19 protein-coding genes and 1 riboswitch are annotated in these 19,478 nt (G+C 74.8%); of the genes, 11 read left to right on the top strand and 8 right to left on the bottom strand.

The features are described 5' to 3' along the window. The first annotated feature begins 89 nt into the window (after window positions 1-89). Window positions 90-1,946, top strand: a complete 1,857-nt coding sequence (aspS, locus tag EAH89_RS02900; RefSeq protein WP_140881277.1) for an aspartate--tRNA ligase — start codon at window positions 90-92, stop codon at window positions 1,944-1,946. A 28-nt stretch (window positions 1,947-1,974) separates the two neighbouring features. Further along, the gene (locus tag EAH89_RS02895; protein WP_140881276.1) at window positions 1,975-2,853 is read left to right on the top strand and encodes an EipB family protein; all 879 of its coding nucleotides are present in this window, start codon (window positions 1,975-1,977) and stop codon (window positions 2,851-2,853) included. Between the two features lie 9 nt (window positions 2,854-2,862). Here EAH89_RS02895 and EAH89_RS02890 read toward each other — a convergent pair whose 3' ends face one another. From EAH89_RS02890 to EAH89_RS02875, 4 genes are all read right to left on the bottom strand, one after another. Then, a complete protein-coding gene (locus tag EAH89_RS02890; RefSeq protein WP_140881275.1) occupies window positions 2,863-4,101 on the bottom strand; it encodes an OprO/OprP family phosphate-selective porin in 1,239 nt (412 codons plus the stop codon). A 103-nt stretch (window positions 4,102-4,204) separates the two neighbouring features. After that, complete coding sequence (locus tag EAH89_RS02885) at window positions 4,205-4,594, bottom strand: hypothetical protein (RefSeq protein WP_140881274.1); 390 nt, start codon at window positions 4,592-4,594, stop codon at window positions 4,205-4,207. A 97-nt stretch (window positions 4,595-4,691) separates the two neighbouring features. Then, a complete protein-coding gene (locus EAH89_RS02880; protein ID WP_140881273.1) occupies window positions 4,692-5,138 on the bottom strand; it encodes a PaaI family thioesterase in 447 nt (148 codons plus the stop codon). After that, a complete protein-coding gene (locus EAH89_RS02875; RefSeq protein ID WP_140881272.1) occupies window positions 5,135-6,565 on the bottom strand; it encodes an MATE family efflux transporter in 1,431 nt (476 codons plus the stop codon). Before EAH89_RS02875 ends, EAH89_RS02880 begins: the two co-directional genes overlap by 4 nt. A 205-nt stretch (window positions 6,566-6,770) precedes the next feature. On the opposite strand from EAH89_RS02875, the gene EAH89_RS02870 reads away from it, so the two are divergent. From EAH89_RS02870 to EAH89_RS02860, 3 genes are all read left to right on the top strand, one after another. Then, window positions 6,771-7,829: an alpha/beta hydrolase gene (locus EAH89_RS02870; RefSeq protein ID WP_140881271.1), complete on the top strand. Its 1,059-nt coding sequence runs from the start codon at window positions 6,771-6,773 to the stop codon at window positions 7,827-7,829. 81 nt (window positions 7,830-7,910) lie between these two features. Continuing rightward, window positions 7,911-8,756 carry a fumarylacetoacetate hydrolase family protein gene (locus EAH89_RS02865; protein WP_140881270.1) on the top strand — a complete coding sequence of 282 codons (846 nt, stop codon included), beginning with the start codon at window positions 7,911-7,913 and terminating at the stop codon, window positions 8,754-8,756. 22 nt (window positions 8,757-8,778) lie between these two features. Continuing rightward, complete coding sequence (locus EAH89_RS02860; RefSeq protein WP_140881269.1) at window positions 8,779-9,189, top strand: hypothetical protein; 411 nt, start codon at window positions 8,779-8,781, stop codon at window positions 9,187-9,189. Window positions 9,190-9,234: 45 nt separating this feature from the next. Here the strand turns inward: EAH89_RS02860 and hpxZ are convergent, their stop codons facing one another. Both hpxZ and EAH89_RS02845 read right to left on the bottom strand, forming a co-directional pair. Next, window positions 9,235-9,651 carry an oxalurate catabolism protein HpxZ gene (gene hpxZ / locus EAH89_RS02855; protein WP_206667432.1) on the bottom strand — a complete coding sequence of 139 codons (417 nt, stop codon included), beginning with the start codon at window positions 9,649-9,651 and terminating at the stop codon, window positions 9,235-9,237. Window positions 9,652-9,743: 92 nt separating this feature from the next. Next, window positions 9,744-10,700 carry an SDR family oxidoreductase gene (locus EAH89_RS02845; RefSeq protein ID WP_140881266.1) on the bottom strand — a complete coding sequence of 319 codons (957 nt, stop codon included), beginning with the start codon at window positions 10,698-10,700 and terminating at the stop codon, window positions 9,744-9,746. A gap of 277 nt (window positions 10,701-10,977) precedes the next feature. On the opposite strand from EAH89_RS02845, the gene EAH89_RS02840 reads away from it, so the two are divergent. Beyond that, window positions 10,978-11,397, top strand: coding sequence for a PAS domain S-box protein (locus tag EAH89_RS02840; protein WP_161993460.1), 420 nt, complete (start codon window positions 10,978-10,980; stop codon window positions 11,395-11,397). 78 nt (window positions 11,398-11,475) lie between these two features. Further along, window positions 11,476-11,581: riboswitch (TPP riboswitch) on the top strand. 111 nt (window positions 11,582-11,692) lie between these two features. Beyond that, entirely contained in the window at window positions 11,693-13,270 is a 1,578-nt protein-coding gene (locus tag EAH89_RS02835; RefSeq protein ID WP_140881264.1) for an ABC transporter substrate-binding protein, read from the top strand. 88 nt (window positions 13,271-13,358) lie between these two features. On the opposite strand, the gene EAH89_RS02830 is transcribed toward EAH89_RS02835, so the two are convergent. After that, a complete protein-coding gene (locus tag EAH89_RS02830; protein WP_140881263.1) occupies window positions 13,359-13,598 on the bottom strand; it encodes a hypothetical protein in 240 nt (79 codons plus the stop codon). A gap of 137 nt (window positions 13,599-13,735) precedes the next feature. On the opposite strand from EAH89_RS02830, the gene EAH89_RS02825 reads away from it, so the two are divergent. The 4 genes from EAH89_RS02825 to EAH89_RS02810 all read left to right on the top strand — a co-directional run bounded on the left by EAH89_RS02825 (window position 13,736) and on the right by EAH89_RS02810 (window position 18,444). Further along, window positions 13,736-14,659: a LysR family transcriptional regulator gene (locus EAH89_RS02825; RefSeq protein WP_140881262.1), complete on the top strand. Its 924-nt coding sequence runs from the start codon at window positions 13,736-13,738 to the stop codon at window positions 14,657-14,659. A 197-nt stretch (window positions 14,660-14,856) separates the two neighbouring features. After that, window positions 14,857-15,810 carry a phytanoyl-CoA dioxygenase family protein gene (locus EAH89_RS02820; RefSeq protein ID WP_194152294.1) on the top strand — a complete coding sequence of 318 codons (954 nt, stop codon included), beginning with the start codon at window positions 14,857-14,859 and terminating at the stop codon, window positions 15,808-15,810. Window positions 15,811-15,910: 100 nt separating this feature from the next. Next, window positions 15,911-17,266 (top strand): aldehyde dehydrogenase family protein, encoded by a 1,356-nt coding sequence (locus tag EAH89_RS02815; RefSeq protein ID WP_140881261.1) that lies wholly within the window; start codon window positions 15,911-15,913, stop codon window positions 17,264-17,266. Further along, window positions 17,263-18,444, top strand: coding sequence for a BaiN/RdsA family NAD(P)/FAD-dependent oxidoreductase (locus EAH89_RS02810; RefSeq protein ID WP_140881260.1), 1,182 nt, complete (start codon window positions 17,263-17,265; stop codon window positions 18,442-18,444). Before EAH89_RS02815 ends, EAH89_RS02810 begins: the two co-directional genes overlap by 4 nt. A gap of 4 nt (window positions 18,445-18,448) precedes the next feature. Here the strand turns inward: EAH89_RS02810 and EAH89_RS02805 are convergent, their stop codons facing one another. Next, window positions 18,449-19,456 (bottom strand): zinc-dependent alcohol dehydrogenase family protein, encoded by a 1,008-nt coding sequence (locus EAH89_RS02805; protein WP_140881259.1) that lies wholly within the window; start codon window positions 19,454-19,456, stop codon window positions 18,449-18,451. Window positions 19,457-19,478: the final 22 nt, after the last annotated feature.

Raw genomic sequence — 19,478 nt, 5'->3', positions numbered from 1 at the left:
GGTTGACACCCGGGCCGCCCTGCCGCTCTTGCGGGCCTGACGCCGGCACCACGACCACCGGCACCACGACCAGCATCAGGCCCCCTCCCATGCATGCCTACCGCACCCACACCTGCGGCGCGCTCCGCGCGTCGGACGCCGGCAGCACCGTCCGGCTCTCCGGCTGGGTGCACCGCAAGCGCGACCACGGCGGGCTGCTCTTCCTCGACCTGCGGGACCACTACGGCCTCACCCAGTGCGTGGTCCCCGCCGGCTCCCCCGTCTTCGAGGCGGCCGACAACCTGCGCCCCGAGAGCGTGATCACCGTCACCGGCCAGGTCGTGGCGCGGGAGGGCGGCACGGTGAACCCCCGGCTGCCGACCGGCGAGGTGGAGCTTCGCGTCACCGCCCTCGAGGTCCAGTCCGCGGCCGAGGTCCTGCCGATCCAGGTCGCCGGCGACCAGGAATTTCCGGAGGAGCTGCGCCTCCGCTACCGCTTCCTCGACCTCCGGCGCGAGAAGCAGCACCGCAACCTCATGCTGCGCGCCGGCGTCATCGCCTCCATCCGCCGCCGGATGATCGAGCAGGGCTTCACCGAGTTCCAGACGCCGCTGCTGACCGCGTCCAGCCCCGAGGGCGCGCGCGACTTCCTCGTCCCCTCACGCCTGCACCCCGGCAAGTTCTACGCGCTGCCCCAGGCGCCGCAGATGTTCAAGCAGCTCGCCATGGTCGCGGGCTTCGACCGCTACTTCCAGATCGCCCCCTGCTTCCGCGACGAGGCCGCCCGCGCCGACCGCTCCCCCGGCGAGTTCTACCAGCTCGACTTCGAGATGAGCTTCGTGACGCAGGAGGACGTCTTCGCGGCGATCGAGCCCGTGATGCACGGCGTCTTCGAGGAGTTCGGCGGCGGCCGCACGGTCACGCCCGCCCCCTTCCCGCGCATCGCCTACGACACCGCGATGCTGGAATACGGCTCGGACAAGCCCGACCTCCGCAACCCGCTGAAGATCACGGACGTCACGCAGCACTTCGCGAACTCGGGCTTCGGCCTCTTCTCGAAGATCGCGGCCTCGGGCGGCATCGTCCGCGCCATCCCGGCGCCGGGTGCGGCCGACAAGCCCCGCGGCTTCTTCGACAAGCTGAACGAGTGGGCGCGCGCCGAGGGCGCGGGCGGGCTCGGCTACATCCAGTTCGCCGCCGACGGCGCGAAGGGCCCCATCGCCAAGAACCTCGAGGCGGACCGCGTGGAGGCCATCCGCGCCGCCTGCGGCCTGCAGCCCGGCGACGCCGTCTTCTTCGCCGCCGGCGCGAAGGAGGACGCCCAGAAGTTCGCCGGCGCCGTCCGCACGCGCCTCGGCAACGAGCTCGGCCTCATCGAGGAGAACGCCTTCCGCTTCTGCTGGATCGTCGACTTCCCGATGTACGAGGCGAGCGAGGAGAAGCCGGGCGGCATCGACTTCAGCCACAACCCCTTCTCCATGCCCCAGGGCGGGCTGGAGGCGCTGAACTCCATGAACCCGCTCGACATCAAGGCCTTCCAGTACGACATCGTCTGCAACGGCATCGAGCTGTCCTCGGGCGCCATCCGCAACCACCGCCCGGACATCATGATCCGCGCCTTCGAGATCGCCGGCTACTCGGCCGACGAGGTGGAGGCGCGCTTCGGGGGCATGCTGAACGCCTTCCGCTACGGCGCCCCCCCGCACGGAGGCTCGGCCCCGGGCATCGACCGCATGGTCATGCTGCTGGCCGACGAGCCGAACATCCGCGAGATCACCCTCTTCCCCCTCAACCAGCAGGCCGAGGACCTGATGATGGGCGCCCCCGCCCCCGTCGAGCCCTCCCGCTGGAAGGAGCTGTTCCTGAAGCCGGACCTCCCCCCGGCCAAGGTGCCCCCCAAGGCTCCCGCCGCCCCCGGCGAGGGCGCCGTAGGCCCGCAGGGTGCAACGGCGGCGAAGAACACCTAAGTCAGGGGCGAACCGGAAAGGCACCTCGATGCGCCTGCGCTCTCTTCTCGCCGCCACCGCCCTCCCCGCCCTCGCGCTGGGGGCGCTCCTCGCCCTCCCGGCGCCCGCCCCGGCCCAGCAGGCGGCGGCCGCGCCCGGGGCGGCCCAGGCCCCGGCCGCCCTGCCGGGGTCGGAGGAGATGGTGGCCCATCGCGGCGCCTACCGCCTCTCCTTCGACAAGTCGCGCGACAGCTCCGACATCGCCCGCGCCGAGGGCGTCATGCTCTTCGAGGTGCTGGACGCCTGCGACGGCTGGGCGAGCCGCCAGCGCCTGACCATGCGCCTGCAGGACCGCGACGGGCAGACGATCGAGACCGCCTCCGACTACGCGACCTTCGAGAGCAAGGACGGCAAGCGCCTCCGCTTCTCCATGACCCAGATGACCGGCGGGGCGGTGAGCAACCGCATCACCGGCGAGGCCACCCTCCAGCCCGACGGCTCCGGCGTCGCCAACTACGACCAGCCCGCCGCCCGCCAGGAGAGGCTGCCCCCCGGCACCCTGCTGCCCATGGCCCACACCATCCGCGCGATCGGCGCGGCGCGGGCGGCGGAGCGCATCCTCAACGTGCCCCTCATGGACGGCACGAGCGAGGACGGCGCGCAGGAGAGCACCACCGTCATCTCCCCCTGGCGGCGCGAGGCCGACGGCCAGCCCCGCTTCCCCCTGCTCAACGGCCAGGAGAGCGGGCGCATGCGCATCGCCTTCTTCGGCAAGGACAGCAGCGGCGGCGGCGCCTCCTCCCCGGACTACGAGGTGGGCCTGCGCTACTACGCGAACGGCGTCGCGGACGACCTGAACATGGACTTCGGGGAGTTCTCCGTGAATGGCCGCCTGGAGACCCTGGAGGCCGTGCCCGGCGGCTGCTGAGGCCGCGCCCTAGAGGTTGAAGGCGGCGCGCAGCCCGACGGCCTGGAAGTCCTGGTCCGGGCCGCCCCCGGCCACCGCCGTGCGGCCGTTCTCGTACTGGGCGGCCAGGCGCAGCCGCTCCGTCGGGTACCAGTTCAGCACCGCGGTCAGGATCGACTGCCGCGAGCCCTGCGCCCCCTGGCGCAGGTCCACGGTGCTGTAGCGGGCGCCGAGCTCGAGCGCCCCCGGAAAGCCGCCCTCCCCCCTCGGCGCGGGGCGCTTCCAGGTGCCGCTCTCCGCCGAGCGTTCCCGCGGCGCCCCCACCAGGGGCACCAGGGCCTGCACATACCAGCCCTCGAAGCGCGGGTCCGGACCGCTGGCGGCGTCCACCGCCACGCGCTGCCAGACCCCCTCCAGGGTGACCGGCCCGAGCCGCGCCGAGGCCTCCGGCCCCGCCGCCCAGGCGCTGCCGGCGCGGATCGAGGCGCTGTCGAGGAAGCGGCGGCTGTCCACGCGAAGCTCGGGGTAGTCGCGAAGGCGCACGGATTCCGGCCCCGGGCTCGTGCCCGGATGGAGCTGGACCGCGCCGTCCAGGCCGAACTGGAGCTGCACCCCCGGCCGGTCGACCGCGAGCAGCACGGCCCGCCCCGCGAAGCCCCGCTGGCGCTCGTCGTCGGGCGTCGAGGCCACGCCGCCGGTGGCGTAGGCGCTCGCGTTCCACCGCGCCCCCGCCCCGCCAACCGCCCCGTTCCCCTCCACCCCGATCGCCGCGCGCGAGGTGCCGGAGGCGAGCGAGCCCGCGACGTTGCTGATCAGCGCGCGCTCGAGGAAGGGCAGGTCGAAGGAGGGGCCGGCGAAGTCCGGCAGGTGCTGGAGGGTGAAGGCGCCGGCCCGGATCGTCGCCCCCTCGATCCCCGCATAGGCAATCTGGGCCTCGAAGAGGTTGCCGTAGTCGTTCGGCGTGGACCCGCCGAACTCCCAGGTGAAGGTGTAGGAGAAGTCCCGCAGGATCGTGCCGCGCGCGCCCAGCCGGCCGCGCCGGATGTTCACCCCGCTGCGGTAGCCGCCCGGCTCCTCCTGGCCGAAGAAGGAGCCGGCGTCGGCGTCGAGGCGGAGCGTGGGGCGAAGGGTGAAGCCGCCCTCGGCGAGCCGCAGCGTCGGCACCGCCCCGTTCCAGCGGACCCCGTCCGCCTCCTCGGCCCGGGCGGCCGGGACGGCAGACGAGAGGGCGAGCGCGAGGGTAAGCGCAAACCGGTGACGAGACGACAAGCCCTACCCTCCGAACCGCTCCGGAGCCCTCTAGCCCCCTTCGCGCGGCGCGCCCTCCCCGCGGGGAGGGGTCTGAAGGGCTTGTGATCGCCCTCCCCGACCCTCAGCGCGCCGGCGGGGCGCCCACGAGCCGGTCGAGGAGGACCGCCGCGGCGTCGACGCAGGCGCGGGTCGACTCCCCCTCGGCGCAGTGGATGTGGATCTCCCCGTCCTCGCGCTGGAAGTGGAAGCTCGCCGCGCGGGAGGGCGGCGGGCCGCGGTGCCAGCCGCGCATCGGCCCCGGGGGCTCGCCCGGCATCATCCGCCCGCCCATCATCCCCGGCCCCTCCATCCCGGGGCCGCGCGGCCCGGGCGGCGGGGGAGGCGGCACCGGGGCCGCGGCCTGCGGCGGCGGCGCGGCGCCGGGGGGCGGCCCGGGAGGTGCCCCGACCTGGGCGAGGGCCGGGCCGGCCGCGAGGGCGAGGGCCGCGGCCAGGAGGAAGGGTTTGCGCATGGACTCGTCTCCGTCGGCGGTGAAGGACCGGCACCATGATGCCGCGGCCGCCGTTTCCCGTCCGCGCCGACCGGCGACGGAACGTAACGGCGCCCCGTCAGTCCGGCAGGACGCTGCAGGTGAGGCGCGAGACGCAGGCCAGCCGCCCGTCCGGCCGCCGGATCTCGGTCTGCCAGACCTGGATGGAGCGGCCGGTGTGCAGCGGACGGCACTCGGCCGTGATCTCCTGCCCCTCGGGCACGGGCGCGAGGTGGTTCGCGTTGATCTCGATCCCCACGCAGTGGAAGCCCTCGGGCACCGCGAGGTAGGAGGCGACGCTGCCGAGCGTCTCCGAGACGACCACCGAGATCCCCCCGTGCAGCACCCGCCAGGGCTGGACGTGCCGGTGGTCGAGCCGCATGGCGCCGCGCAGGTAGTCCGGCCCCATCTCCGTGATGCGGAAGCCGAGGAAGCTCGGCGCGCTCTCCCCCAGCCGCGCCGACAGCGCCTCCAGCGTGAGGAGCTTCTTCCAGATGGCGGGGCGGGGGTCGGGCGGCGTGCTCATGGCGCGATGGGGGCAAGGCCGCGCCCGGCCGTCAACCCGCCCCGCGCCGAGAGCCGCGCCCAGCGCCACCCCATGGCGCCGGCCACCCCCAGCAACCCGACGACGAGCCCCGCCCAGATGCCGGGCGGGCCCAGCCCGGCCGGGAAGGCGAGCGCCACCGCCGCGGTGAAGCCCAGCGCCCAGTAGCCGGCCGCCGCGATCAGCATCGGCACCCGCGTGTCCTGCAGCCCGCGCAGCGCCCCCGCCCCCACCACCTGCACGCCGTCGCTAAGCTGGAACAGCCCCGCGAGGAACAGCAGGGTCGCGGCCAGCGCCGCGGTCTCGGTCGCGCCGGGCGCGGCGGGGTCGAGGAAGAGCGCGACGAGGGCGCCGGGCGCGAGCAGCATGACCGCGGCCATCGGCCCCATGAAGGCCACCGAGAGAAGGATCGCCGTCCACCCCGCCCGCCAGGCCGCCCGCGGCCGGGCGGCGCCGACCGCCAGCCCCACCCGCGTGGTCGCGGCCTGGGCGAGGCCGAGGGGGATGGCGAAGGTCGTGCTCGCGATCTGCAGCGCGATCGCGTGGGCCGCGACCGCGACCGCCCCGAAGGCCCCCATGACGAGCCCCACCGCGCTGAACAGCCCGATCTCGAGCAGCATCTGCGCCGAGATCGGCAGGCCGAGCCACAGCACCTTGCCCAGCCGCGAGAGGTCCAGCCGCCAGAGACGCCCGAAGAAGCGGTAGCGCCGCAGCCGCCGGTCGCGCGCCACCACGAGGGCGAGGGCCGCGAACATGAAGGTGTCGGCGGCCGCCCCCGCGATGCCCGCGCCCTGCACCCCCAGCGCCGGGGCGCCGAGGTTGCCGAAGATCAGCACCCAGCCGATGAGCGCGTTCAGCGGCACGGCCAGCACGCCGATCACCAGCGGCGCCCAGGGCCGCTCCATCGCCGCCATCAGCCCGCGCAGGGTGAGGAAGAGGCCGAAGGGGATGATCCCCCAAAGCACGGCGCGCATGAACTCCTGCGCCTGGCCGGCCAGCGCCGGGTCCTGCCCGAGCAGCCGCAGGACCGCGCCCCCGTTCCACAGCAGGACCATGCCCGGCAGCGCCGCCAGCACCGCCCCCCAGAAGCCCGCGCGCAGCGTGCGCCGCATGGCCCGCACGTGCCCCACCCGCCGCCCCCGCTCCTGCGCGAGGAGCGCCGCGCTGGCGAAGGAGAGGCCGAAGCCCGGGGAGAGCATCGTCCAGAAGAGGGTGCCGGAGAGGGTGACGGCGGCCAGCGCCTCCGTCGAAAGGTGCCCGAGATAGGCCGCGTCCGTCGCCAGCAGCGCCATCTGCGAGAGGTTGGTGAGCGCCATCGGCCAGGCGAGGAGGAGCGTCGCCCGCGCCTCCGCCCACCACCCCGCCCGCTCGCGCCGCGCCCCGGCCGCTTCCCCGTCGTTTTCGGTCATCGACCCCCATGTGGGGCGCGCGCGCCGGGGATGCAGGCGTGGCGGCGGAAGGCACCGCCGCGCGCCGCGCAGGGCTCCCCGCTGCGCCGCCGGAAGCGGCCCCACGGCGCGGGCAGGGCGTTGGCAGGCGCGGGCGCCGGTGGCAGGGTCCAGGAAACGCGGGGTGCCCGATCGCCCGGGCCCACGCCCAGGAGGAACCATCCGCATGCAGCGCCGCACCGCCCTTGCTGCCCCCCTCGCCGGGGGCGCCGCCCTCGCCCTCGCCGCCGCGGCGGACCCGGCCGCGGCGCAGCCGGCCGGGGTCGCCTTCGACGAGGTGCTGATCCCCGGCGCCCTGCCCGGCACGCAGCTCTACCTGCGGAACAAGCGGGGCCAGGCGGGCAACCCAGCGGGCGGGGCCGCGCGGCCGGACCGCACCATCCTCTGCGTCCACGGCGCCACCTACCCCGCGAGCACCGCCTTCGACCTGCCCCTCTCCGGCGTCTCCTGGATGGACTACATGGCCGGGCGCGGCTTCGACGTCTGGAGCGTCGACCTCGTCGGCTACGGCCGCTCCACCCGCCCGCCCGCGGACACCACCCCCCCGCCCAGCCGCGGCGAGGCGGCGGTGGCCGACATCGGCGCGGCGCTGAAGCACATCCGCGAGACGCGCGGCGTGGCCAAGACGGGGCTGGTCGGCTGGTCCTGGGGCACGACGCTCGTCGCGCGCTTCGCGGCCGACAACCCCTCGCTCGTGGACCGGGTGGTGCTCTACGCCCCCGTCTGGCTGCGCGACCCGAGCAACCGCGGCGCGGTGCCGGTGCCGGACGGGCCGCTCTCCGCCTACCGCACCGTCACCCGCGCCCAGGCGCGGGAGCGCTGGCTGACCGGGGTGCCCGACGCCAAGCGCGCCGCCCTCCTTCCGCCCGGCTGGTTCGAGCACTGGGCGGACACCACCTTCGCGACCGACCCCGAGGGCTCCCGCCAGGTGCCCTCCGCGCTGCGCGCGCCGAACGGCGTGCTCCAGGACCTCCGCGACTACTGGGACGCTGGGAAGCCCTTCTACGACCCCGCCAAGGTCACGGTGCCGGCCCTGCTGGTGCTCGGCGAATGGGACCGGGACACGCCGCCCTCGATGGCCAACACGCTCTTCCCGCTGATGGTGAACGCCCCGGGCAAGCGGCTGACGATCCTCGCGGAGGGCACGCACGCGATGATGCTGGAGCGAAACCGGGGCGCCCTGTTCCAGGCGGTGCAGGTCTTCCTCGAGGAATCCTTCGGCTGAGGCCGATCCACGCGGCCCGCGCGGCATCGGCGCGCGGCGGGCGCCGTGCTAAGCGCGGCGGATGACCAGGGGGAACCAGGAATGAAGCTTCTGCGATACGGCGCGCCCGGCGCCGAGAAACCGGGGATGCTGGACGCGACCGGCACGATCCGCGACCTCTCGGGCGTGGTGCCCGACCTCGGCGGCGCGGCGCTCTCGCCGGAGGGGCTGGCAAGGCTCGCCGCCCTCGACCCGGCCACGCTGCCGGTGGTGGAGGCCGGGGTGCGGCTCGGCCCGCCCGTGGCCGGCACGCGCAACTTCGTCGCCATCGGCCTCAACTACGCCGACCACGCCGCCGAGAGCGGCGCCGCGGTGCCGAAGGAGCCGATCATCTTCCTCAAGTCGCTCAACACCCTCGCCGGCCCGGACGACGACATCGAGATCCCGCCCGACAGCCAGAAGAGCGACTGGGAGGTGGAGCTGGCCATCGTCATCGGCACCACCGCCAAGCGCGTGACGGAGGAGGCCGCGCTCGGCCACGTCGCGGGCTACGCGGTCTGCAACGACGTCTCCGAGCGGGAATGGCAGCTCGAGCGCGGCGGCACCTGGGACAAGGGCAAGAGCGCGGACGGCTACGGCCCCGTCGGCCCCTGGCTCGTCACCGCGGACGAGGTGGCCGACCCGCAGGACCTGCCCATGTGGCTCGAGCTCGACGGCAAGCGGATGCAGGACGGCTCCACGCGCACGATGATCTTCGACGTGCGCACCCTCGTCGCCTACGTCTCGCGCTTCGTCACCCTCCACCCCGGCGACATCATCACCACGGGCACGCCGCCCGGCGTCGGCCTCGGCATGAAGCCGCCGGTCTATCTCCGGCCGGGCCAGGTGATGCGGGTCGGCATCGAGGGGCTGGGCGTGCAGACCCAGCGCACCGTGGCCGCGGCCTAGCCCGGCGCCGGGAGGGCACGGCATGAGCGAGACGGGGGAGGAGGAGGCGATCCTCGCCCGGCTGGCGGCGGCGCACCGGCGGTGGCGCGACGCGCAGCCGGCGCCCCCGCCGCCGCCCTCCTGGGAGGAGATGGAGCGGCTGCTGCACGACCTCCATCGCCAGGTGGAGGCCGAGATGGCAAACCCCGAGCCCCCTGACGTGGTGGCGCTGCGCGAGGCGGCGGCCGATCCGGCCCAGGCGGCGATCGTGGCGCAGCTGCGGATCGTCGGGTGGCGCCTCTACGCCAAGGGCGGGGCCACGCTGCTGGAGCGCCGCTTCCAGCGGCTGGAGCGCGACGCGCACCCGGGCTTCGCGGGCGACGCGCAGCGCGCCTGGACCGGCATCGGCTTCGCCGACCGGCCGGGCGGCGTCTGGAAGGGCCCCGGGCACTGACGCGCGGGTCCGGCCCGTCCCCCGCAAGGGGACGGGCCGGCCCGCTCAGACCTCGGCGATGACGCTCACATGCGCCGAGACCACCCGCCACCCCTCGGGGAAGCGCACCCAGGTCTGGCTCTGGCGCCCCACCTTTCCGACCATGGCGTCCCGGCGGAACATCGTGTTGGCCGTGGCCAGGTCGCGCCCGTAGGTGGTGATCTCCGTGCGGAAGAGGTGCCGCATCAGCCCGACCGAGGGGCGCGCGCGGCGGAAGGCGCGGATCGCCTCCATGCCGTAGAGGTTCTCGCCCACGCCGTAGCGGATGGTCTGCGGGGCATCGCGGAACAGCTCCTCCAGCACCGGCACGTCGTTGGTGACCAGGGCCTGCTCGTAGCGGGCGAAGGCGGCCTCGACCTCGGCGCGCACCTCGGGGATGTCGATCTCCACGCGGGGGTATTCCTTGCCTGTTGCGGGCCCCATCGTCGCCGCTCCGGCGGCGCCTGGCAAAACCGCCGCTCCGGCGGCGCCTGGCAAAGTTGCCGCTCCGGCGGCGCCCGGCGCAGCCGCCGCCCTCAGCGCCGGCGGAGGAGGAGGAAGCCGGCGATCCCCGCCACCGTCAGCCAGGCCTTGGGCGGCAGCTTGAGGCCCGCCTCCTTCCGGAAGCCGCCATAGACCTCGTGGTCCGCCGGCGCCTCGAAGAGGTTGCCGTCCGACACACCGGCCTTCGGCGCCCGCCCCAGGCCGCGCCGCATCACCTTGCCCATCGCCCAGCGCAGCGGCCCCGGCGCAACGGTGGAGGCCAGGCGCAGCGCCCAGGCCGCCGGCCCGACCACCGCCGCCGCGCGCGGCTCCTCGATGAGGGAGGCGATGGCCTCGGCCACCGCAAAGGGCGAGGTCACGGGGCCGCCGACCTCGATCCGGTGGCCCGTGTGGTTCGCCCCGTGGCGAAGGCCCGGCGTGTCCACCACCGCGGGGAAGACGTCGCAGACATGGATGTCCGCGTGGTCCTGCAGCTCCGCCCGCAGCGATTCCGCGAAGGCCAGCGCCCCCGCCTTCGAGGCCGCGTAGGAGGCCGCGAAGGGGGTCGGCACCCAGGAGCCGATCGAGAGGGTGTTGATCAGCACCCCCTGCCGCTGCCGCTTGAACACGGGCAGCACGGCGTGGGCGCCGTGGATGCCGCCCAGGAGGTTCGTGCGGATCGTCTGCGCGTGGGCCTCGACCGGCACCTCCTCGAAGGGGCCGATGGCGTCGATGCCCGCGTTGTTGATCCAGACGTCGATCCGCCCGAAGCGGATGCGCGCGGCCTCGGCCAGCTGCTGCACGGCGCCCGCGTCGGTCACGTCGGTCGGGAAGGCGATGGCCTCGGCCCCCAGCCGCTCGCACTCCGCGCGCACGGTCTCGAGCGTGTCGGCGCGGCGGGAGGCGAGGACGAGATGCGCCCCGCGCCGTGCCAGAAGCTGGGCGGTCGCGCGGCCGATGCCGCTGGACGCGCCGGCGATGACGACGACGGCGCCGGAGATGCGGGGCATGGGGTGCTCCTGGAGAGGGATGGGCCGCGCGGTCGCGGGCCGGACGGGGTCGGCGACGGGCCGGGCCTCGCGGCCATAACCGGGCCGCGGCGCGCGGGTTCCCTCCGGCCGGCCCGGCGGCGCGCCCCGGCCCGGTTTACGCCCGGCCGGGCGGCCCCATGTATCGCCCGGGACGGCTCCCTCGCGGGACCCGACCCGTGACTTCGCGGCCCGGCGCGCGTTGCTGCGCTGGAGCGGAGCGGATGACATGGGACGCGTTCTCAGCAGGACCTTCGGCTTGATCGACCAATCCCTTGGCTTTGCCGTCAGCAACGAGGCAGGACGCCTGACCCAGGTGGACCGCACCGTCTGCGAGCTGCTCGGCTACGAGGCGCCCACGCTCGTCGGGCTGAGCATCAAGGCCCTGACCCATCCCGAGGACTGGCCGGTCTGCGAGGGGCTGCTGGAACGGTTGCACCTCCACGGCGAGCCCTTCACCATCGCCAAGCGCTACCTGCGGCGCGACGGCAGCGTGGTCTGGGCCCAGGCCTATGTCACGCGGCTGGTGGACGCCTCCGGGCGCCCCTCCTTCTCCGGCATGATCCGCCCGGTGCTGCCCGCGATGGGCCACCACGCCGCCCCGGCGGCGGCCCGGCCCCGCCGGCGCGACCTGGCGCGGCTGATGAACGGCCCTTCCCCCAGCCAGCGTCCCAACTAGCCGGGACGCGTCCGCGTCGCGGGACGGCGCGCCGCCACTCGGCCCTTGCTTCGCGCCCGGCCTTCCCCGATACCGCCCGCGGACACCGGGGGGAGCCCATTTCGGGCTGAGAGGCGGGGAGACCCGCGACCCCTGGAACCTGACCCGGTTCGGACCGGCGTAGGGATCGGTGCACCATGACGGCCACGCGCCCGCCCCCGGCGGAACCGCCCCATCCCCGCCCCGCCGGGCGGCACGGGGACGCGCGCCCTCATGCCCCACTCCCCACCGCCGCCCGCCGGAGGAGGAGAGCAGGATGCAACGCCGATCCCTTCTGACGGGGGCCGCCCTCGCGGCCCTCCCGCTGCCCGCGCTCGCGCAGCCCTCCGTGGCCGCGCCAAACCGGGCGCGGACGCTCCGCTTCGTGCCCCAGGCGGCGCTGACGGCGCTCGACCCGATCGTGCAGAACGCGACGATCAGCACCACCCACGGCTTCTGCGTCTTCGACACCCTCTTCGCGACCGACGCGAAGCTGGCCATCCACCCGCAGATGGCCGCCGGCCACGAGGCGAGCGCGGACGGCCTCCTCTGGACCATCCGCCTGCGCGACGGCCTCCGCTTCCACGACGGCGCGCCCGTGCTCGCCCGCGACTGCGTGGCCAGCCTCAAGCGCTGGTGCGTGCGCGACCTCTTCGGGCAAATCCTGGCCCGCGCCGTGGCCGAGTGGGGCACGCCGGACGACCGGACGCTCACCATCCGGCTCAGCCGGCCCTTCCCGGCCCTTCTCTACGCGCTGGGCAAGCCCGCGAGCGTGCCGCCCTTCATCATGCCCGAGCGCCTAGCCGCCACCCCGCCCGACCGTCCCGTGCCCGAGATGGTCGGCAGCGGCCCCTGGAAGTTCCTCGCCCCCGAGTTCAACCCGGGCAGCTTCGTCGCCTACGCCCGCAACGAGGCCTACGTCCCCCGCGACGAGCCCGCCGAGGGCGCCTCGGGCGGCAAGCGCGTGACCTTCGACCGGCTGGAGTGGCACATCATCCCCGACGGCGCGACCGCGGGCGCCGCCCTCCAGCGGGGGGAGGTGGACTGGGTGGAATACCCCCTGCCCGACCTGCTACCGCTGATGGCGCGCGACCGAGGCATCCGCACCCAGGTCTACGACCCCACGGGGTTCCTCGGCGTCATCCGCTTCAACCACCTCCACCCGCCCTTCGACCGCGTGGAGGTGCGCCGCGCCCTGCGCGACTGCCTCAGCCAGCCCGACCACATGGCCTCCGTCGCCGCGCCCGGCGATTGGCGGGAGTGCCACGCCCTCTTTCCCTGCACCCTGCCGGGGGTGGAGGAGTTCCCAGCCCCGCCGCGCGACCTCGCCCGCGCGCGCGCCGCGATCCGTGCCGCGGGGGCCGAGGGCGCGAAGGTGGTGGTGATCAACCCGACCGACTTCGCGGCCGTCGCCCCCCAGGGCCGGCTGGCGGCGGATCTCTGCCGGCAACTCGGCTTCCAGGTGGACCTGCAGGAGATGGACTGGGCCGCCATGCTCTCCCGCCGCAACTCGCGGGAGGACGTGGCGCATGGCGGCTGGAGCATCTACCCCACCAACTTCCCCGCGGCCTCCATCGCCAACCCCGCCGTGAACTCGGGCATCCGGGGCGACGGCCCGACCGCCTGGTTCGGCTGGCCCACCGACCCCGCGACCGAGGCCGGCATCGAGCGCTGGCTCTACGCCCCCGACCCGGCGGCGCAGGCGGAGGCCTTCGCCGCGGTCCAGCGCACGGCCTGGGAGAGCGTCGGCTTCGCGCCGAGCGGCCTCTTCGTCCTCAAAACCGCCTTCCGCGCGGATCTCTCGGGCGTGCTGCAGGGGCCCAACCCCTACCTGTGGAACCTGCGCCGGTCTTGAGCCGGGGCGCAAACGCAGGAAAGGCCGCCGGGGATCCCGGCGGCCCTTCTCGGCACGCGGGCGGGGCGCGAGGCCCCGCCTTGTCCAATCAGGAGTGCTGGCCGCCGCCGCCCGTGGCGCCGCTGCGCTCGAGGAAGACGAGGGCCGGTGCCTGGGCCGGGCTCGCCAGCGGGGTACGGCTCTGCTGGATGGTGGTCTCGGGCACGGAGATCGGGCCGTCGACGGTGTAGAGGGTGCGGGCGCTGGCGCCCTGCGCGACGAAGGACCCCATGACCGCGGCGGCCAAGCCGAGCGCGCGGAGGGTCTTGGTCAGGTTAACGGAAGACATATTCTATATCCCAAGTAGATGGCGCCGAAGCATATCGTCGCCTCACCACCCCATATGAGCCCGGTGCGGGCCCTTTCCACTCGATGGCATGGATGCCTGCTATTCGTCCGGTGGATGGAACTTTCAGGAGCCCCCTCATGCAACGACGCCCGGACGAGGTGGGGCTGCGGCAGTTCGACCTGAACCTCCTCCCCGTCTTCGCCGCCCTCATGCGGGAGCGGAGCGTGACGCGGGCCGGCGAGAGCCTCTTCCTCTCCCAGCCCGCCACCTCCTCGGCCCTGGCCCGGCTGCGCGCCTTCTTCCACGACGAGCTCTTCGTGCGGAACGGCCGGGTGCTCGAGCCGACGCCGCGGGCCGAGGCGCTGATGGAGCAGCTCGCCCCCGCGCTGACCGGGGTGGCCGGCGCCGTCGCCGGCGCCATCCCCTTCGACCCCGCGACGGACACCCGCACCTTCCGCCTGGGCATGAGCGCGGACATCGGGATGGCGATGATCCCCGTCCTGCCGCAGCTCCGCCGCGCCGCGCCGCAGTGCCAGTTCATCATCCGCACGGCCAACTACCGGAACATCCCGCACCTGCTCGATTCGCGGGAGGTGAACACGGCGATCGGCCTCGTCATCGACCTGCCCGCGGCCTCCAAGCAGCGCGTGCTGCGGCGGGACGGCTGGCGCGTGCTCCGCGACGCGGCCTCCCCCGGCCCGGTCGACCTCGACAGCTACTGCGAGCGCCCGCACCTGCTGGTGACCCCACGCGGCGACCTCACGGGCTTCGCGGACGAGGCCCTGGCGCGACTCGGCCGCCGCCGCCACGTCGTCATGGGCATCCCCGACTTCGCCCTCATGCCGCGCACCCTGCCCGGCTCCGACATGCTCTGCCTCATCCCCGAGGGCGCGCTCTCCGCCATGGCGGCGCTCGGCATGCTGGAGGGCCTGGCGCACGACCCCCCGCCCTTCCCCTGCCCGGAGGCGCTGACCCACATGGCTTGGCGCACCGCCGTGGACCAGGACCCGAGCGAGATCTGGCTTCGGGGCAAGCTGGTGGAATGGCTGCTCCGGCGCTGACGGCCCGCCCTTCATGTCCCGTTAACCTTCTGTTAACCTTTCGTTTCATTACGCCGCGCACGATTTTGAGAGCGCCGCCGCTGCGCCCCACGAGGCCGCCACGCCACCTGGACGCCGGGTCTATAACGATCTCAAGAAGGAACGAACCGGCCGCCGCCCGGCGCCGGGACCCTTCGCCTTGCTGGGGCTTGGCACGCATGATCGACTATGCACGGCTTCGACCGGGACGCGGCTTCGAGCCCGGGCGCGCGGCCGCCTACTACGCGCAGCGCCTGGTCACCGGCCGCCGGCTGCGGGGCTCCGTCTCGCGCTGCCTGGCGGCGGCGATCCGCCTGCGGCAGGGCGCCGGGACCGCCCTCCCCGCGGGCGAGCCGCCCCACCCCGCCCTCGCCGGGCTGCGGCAGGACGGGCTGGCGATGCTCGACGGCCCGCCGCCCCCGGCCGATCCGGGCGAGATGCTCGCCTATTTCCGCGCCCAGCGGGTCGTCGGCCCCGGCCGCCGGCTGATGCGCCTGGAGGAGGTAGAGCCGGGCACCTCCATGGCCTCCTATCCCCTCTCCACCGTCGTCGCCTGCCCCGGGCTGATGGAGGCGATCAACGCGCCCGGCCTCCTCCGCCTCGTCGCCGGCTACCTCGGCTGCAAGCCCACCATCTCCAGCCTCGGCGTGCGCTGGTCCCTGCCGGCGGCCGCCCGGCCCGAGGCGACGCAGCTCTTCCACCGCGACCCCGACGACTGGCGCTTCCTCAAGCTCTTCGTCTACCTGACCGACGTCGGGGCCGAGGACGGGCCGCATGTCTACGTGCGCGGCTCCCACAACACGGCCGCCCAGCTGCGCGCGCGGCCCTACCAGCGGGCCGCGTTGGAGCGGGAATACGGGCCGCGGAGCATCCGCACCGTCACCGGGCCGGCCGGCACGACCTTCGTCGCCGACACCCACGGCATCCACATGGGCCTGCCCCCGGCCGGGGCGCCGCGCCTCATCCTGCAGGTCCAGTACTCGATCCTGCCGATCTTCGCCTTCCGCTACGCGCCCGTCGCGGCCCCCCTGCCCGCGGGCCTGGACCCCTACGTCAACCGCCTCATCATGGCCTCCCCCGCCGCCGAGGCCGCGGACCTTCCCCTCCTCGGCCAGGCGACGCGCGCGCGCTAGCGACGCCGCGCGCGCCGACGACGCAGAGCGCACCGGCGACACGGGGCGCGCCACCAGGGCGGCCGGATGCCAGCGGGGACGAAGGCTGCTAGACGGGCGCATGCTCGACGCCCCCGCCCTGCTCGACGCGGCCCGCGCCTTCGCCGCGGGCGGCGCCGCCCTTCCCCTCCCCGCCCGCCGCGCCGCGCTCGAGGCGCTCCGCAACGGGCTGGAGGCGATGGAGCCGGAGCTGCTCGACGCGCTTGCGGCCGACCTCGGCAAGTCCGCCTTCGAGGCCTGGACCTCCGAGATCATGCTCGTGCGGCAGGAGATCGCCCTCGCCCTCAAGCGCCTGCCCCGCTGGGCCGCGGAGCGGCGGGTGGGCGGGCGCTGGTTCCACCTGCCCGGCCGCGCCGCGCTGCGGATGGAGCCCAAGGGCGCCGTGCTGATCCTCGGCCCCTGGAACTACCCCGTGCAGCTCCTCCTCGTGCCGCTGGTCAGCGCGGTCGCCGCCGGCAACGCCGTGGTGCTCAAGCCCTCCGAGGCCGCGCCCGCCACGGCGGCGGCCATCGCGCGCCTCGCGGCCCGCTGCTTCGCCCCCGGCCACGTGCAGGTGGCGGAGGGCGGCCCGGAGGTGGCGGCGGCGCTGACCGCGCTTCCCTTCGACCACGTCTTCTTCACCGGCGGCACCGAGACCGGCCGCAAGGTGGCCGAGGCCGCGGCCCGCAACCTCGCGACGACGACGCTGGAGCTCGGCGGCGCCAACCCCTGCGTGGTGGACGGCGGCACCGACCTCGCGCTGACCGCGCGGCGCATCGCCTGGTCGAAGTTCCTCAACGCCGGCCAGACCTGCCTCGCCCCCAACCACCTCCTCGTGCGGGAGGACGTGGCGGCGCCGCTGGTGGAGGCGCTGCGGGCCACGCTGGCGCGCTTCTACGGCGAGGACGGGCGCGGGATGCAGCGGGTGGTCAACGCCCGCCACCTCGACCGCCTCCGCCGCCTGCTGCCGCTCGGCCGCGCCGTCATCGGCGGCGGCGTGGACGAGGCGGCGCTGCGCCTGCAGCCGGCCGTCCTCCTCGACCCCGATCCCGCGCTGCTGGGGGAGGAGATCTTCGGCCCCATCTTGCCGATCGCCACCTGGCGCGACCGGGGGGCGATGCTCGCGGGCCTGTCCCGCCAGCCGCGGCCGCTCGCCCTCTACGTCCATACGCGGGACGCGGGTTTCGCCGAGGCCGTGGCGGCGGCCCTGCCGTCCGGCGGGTTCTGCGTGAACGAGGCGATCGTCCACTGCACCGTGCCCGACCTTCCCTTCGGCGGCGTGGGGCCGAGCGGCCAGGGGCGCTACCACGGGCGGTCGGGCTTCGAGGCCTTCTCCAACGCGCGCGCCCTGTTCCGCCAGCCCGCGGGCATCGATCCGCCCATGCGCTACCCGCCCTACAAGACCCCGCTCTCGATCATCCGGCGGCTGATGGGATGAGCCACTTCGACGCGATCGTGCTCGGCGCCGGCGCGGCCGGGCTGATGTGCGCCATGGCGGCGGGGCAGCGCGGCCGGCGCGTGCTGCTGCTCGACCACGCGGACGCGCCGGGCGCGAAGATCCTCATCTCCGGCGGCGGGCGCTGCAACTTCACGAACACGGGCACGGAGCCCGCGCGCTTCTTCTCCGCCAACCCGCAATTCGCGCGCTCCGCCCTCAGCCGCTACACGGCCGGCGACTTCATCGCCCTCGTCGAGAAGCACCACATCGCCTACCACGAGAAGACGCTCGGCCAGCTCTTCTGCGACGGCTCGGCGCGCGCGATCGTGGATATGCTGCTCGCGGAATGCGAGGCGGCGGGGGTGGACCTTCGCCTGCGCCACCGCGTCGTCGACGTCTCGCGCGCCGACGACTTCCGCGTGGAGACCGACCGCGGCGCCTTCACCGCGCCCGCGCTCGTGCTGGCCACCGGCGGGCTCTCCATCCCGAAGATGGGGGCCACGGGCCTCTCCCTCGACATCGCGCGCCGCTTCGGCCTGCCGGTCGTGGAGCCACGCCCCGGCCTCGTGCCCCTGACCTTCGGCGAGGAGGCGCTGGCGCTCATGCGCCCCATCTCCGGCGTCTCCCTGCCGGTAGAGGCGCGGGCGGGGGGATCGACCTTCCGGGAGGCGATGCTCTTCACCCATCGCGGCCTCTCCGGCCCCGCCATCCTCCAGGTCTCCACCCCCTGGCGGCCGGGCGGCGCGGTGACGGTGGACCTGCTGCCGGACGTGGACGCGCTCGCCTGGCTCCGCGCCCGGCGCGACGAGCGGCCACGCGCCGCGCTGCACACCGTGCTCGCGGAGAAGCTGCCGCAGCGCCTGGCGGCGGCGCTCAGCACGGTGCGCCTGGCCGAGCACACGCGCCCGGTGGGGGAGCTCGGCAACAAGGCGCTCGGCGCCGTGGCGGCGATGCTGAAGTCCATGGCGCTGACGCCCGCCGGCACCGAGGGCTACGCGAAGGCGGAGGTCATGGCCGGCGGCGTCGACACCGCGGCGCTCTCCTCCCGCACGATGGCCGCGAAGGAGGTCCCCGGCCTGCACGTCGTCGGCGAGGCCGTGGACGTCACGGGCTGGCTCGGCGGCTACAACTTCCAGTGGGCCTGGGCGTCGGGCTGGTGCGCGGGCCTCTCGGTCTGAGGGCCTACCACTCCACCCCGATCTTGCCGAAGTGCCCGGCGCCCTCCTCGTAGCGGAAGGCCTCCGCCAGCCCCTCCAGCGGGAAGGCGCGGTCGATCACCGGGCGCAGCCCGCCACCGTCGAGGGCGCGCACGAAGTCCTCCTGGTGGCGCCGGCTGCCGACGATCAGCCCCTGCAACCGCGCCTGCTTGGCCATCAGCAGCGCCGTCGGCACCTCCCCGCCCCGCCCCGTCAGCACGCCGATGAGGGAGATGTGCCCGCCGATCCGCACGGCCTGGATGGACTGCGGCAGCGTGCCGGGCCCGCCGACCTCCACGACGTGGTCCACGCCGCGCCCGCCCGTCAGCTCGCGCACGCGGGCGCCCCATTCGGGGGTGGCGCGGTAGTTCACGGTCTCGTCGGCGCCGAGCGCGCGGGCGCGCTCGAGCTTCTCGTCGGAGGAGGAGGTGATGATCACCCGCGCCCCCGTCCTCTTCGCGAGTTGCAGCGCGAAGATCGAGACGCCCCCCGTGCCCAGCGCCAGCACCGTGTCGCCCGGCTTCAGCCCGCCATCCACCACCAGCGCGCGCCAGGCGGTGAGCCCCGCCGTGGTGAGGGTCGCGGCCTCCAGGTGGCTGAAGCCGCAGGGCGCGCGGGTGAAGGCGGTGGCGGGAAGGGTCACCACCTCCTGCGCGAAGCCGTCAATGCCGTCGCCGGGGGTGCGGGAGAAGTCGGCGACGGTCGGGCCGCCGTCCTGCCAGTCCGGGAAGAAGCAGGAGACGACGTGATCGCCCACCGCGAACCCCGCCACGCCCTCGCCCACAGCTTCGACCACCCCGGCGCCGTCGGCCATCAGCACGCGGCCGTCCGCCGAGGGCATCCGCCCCGTGGCGACGCCGAGGTCGTGGAAGTTGAGGGAGGAGGCGTGCAGCGCGACCCGGATCTCGCCCGCACCGGGCGGTCCGGGGTCGGGGCGCTCGGCGCGCTCGATCCGATCCAGCCCGCCGGGGGCCCGCAGCACCATGGCCTTCATCACCGTCTCCGTCCGAAGTCCC

The organism is Muricoccus nepalensis, assembly GCF_006438825.1.
GTDB classification, from domain to species: Bacteria; Pseudomonadota; Alphaproteobacteria; order Acetobacterales; family Acetobacteraceae; genus Roseomonas; species Roseomonas nepalensis.
The sequence above is the reverse complement of the archived record's forward strand: the minus strand, read 5'-3'. Positions and strand labels throughout refer to the sequence as shown.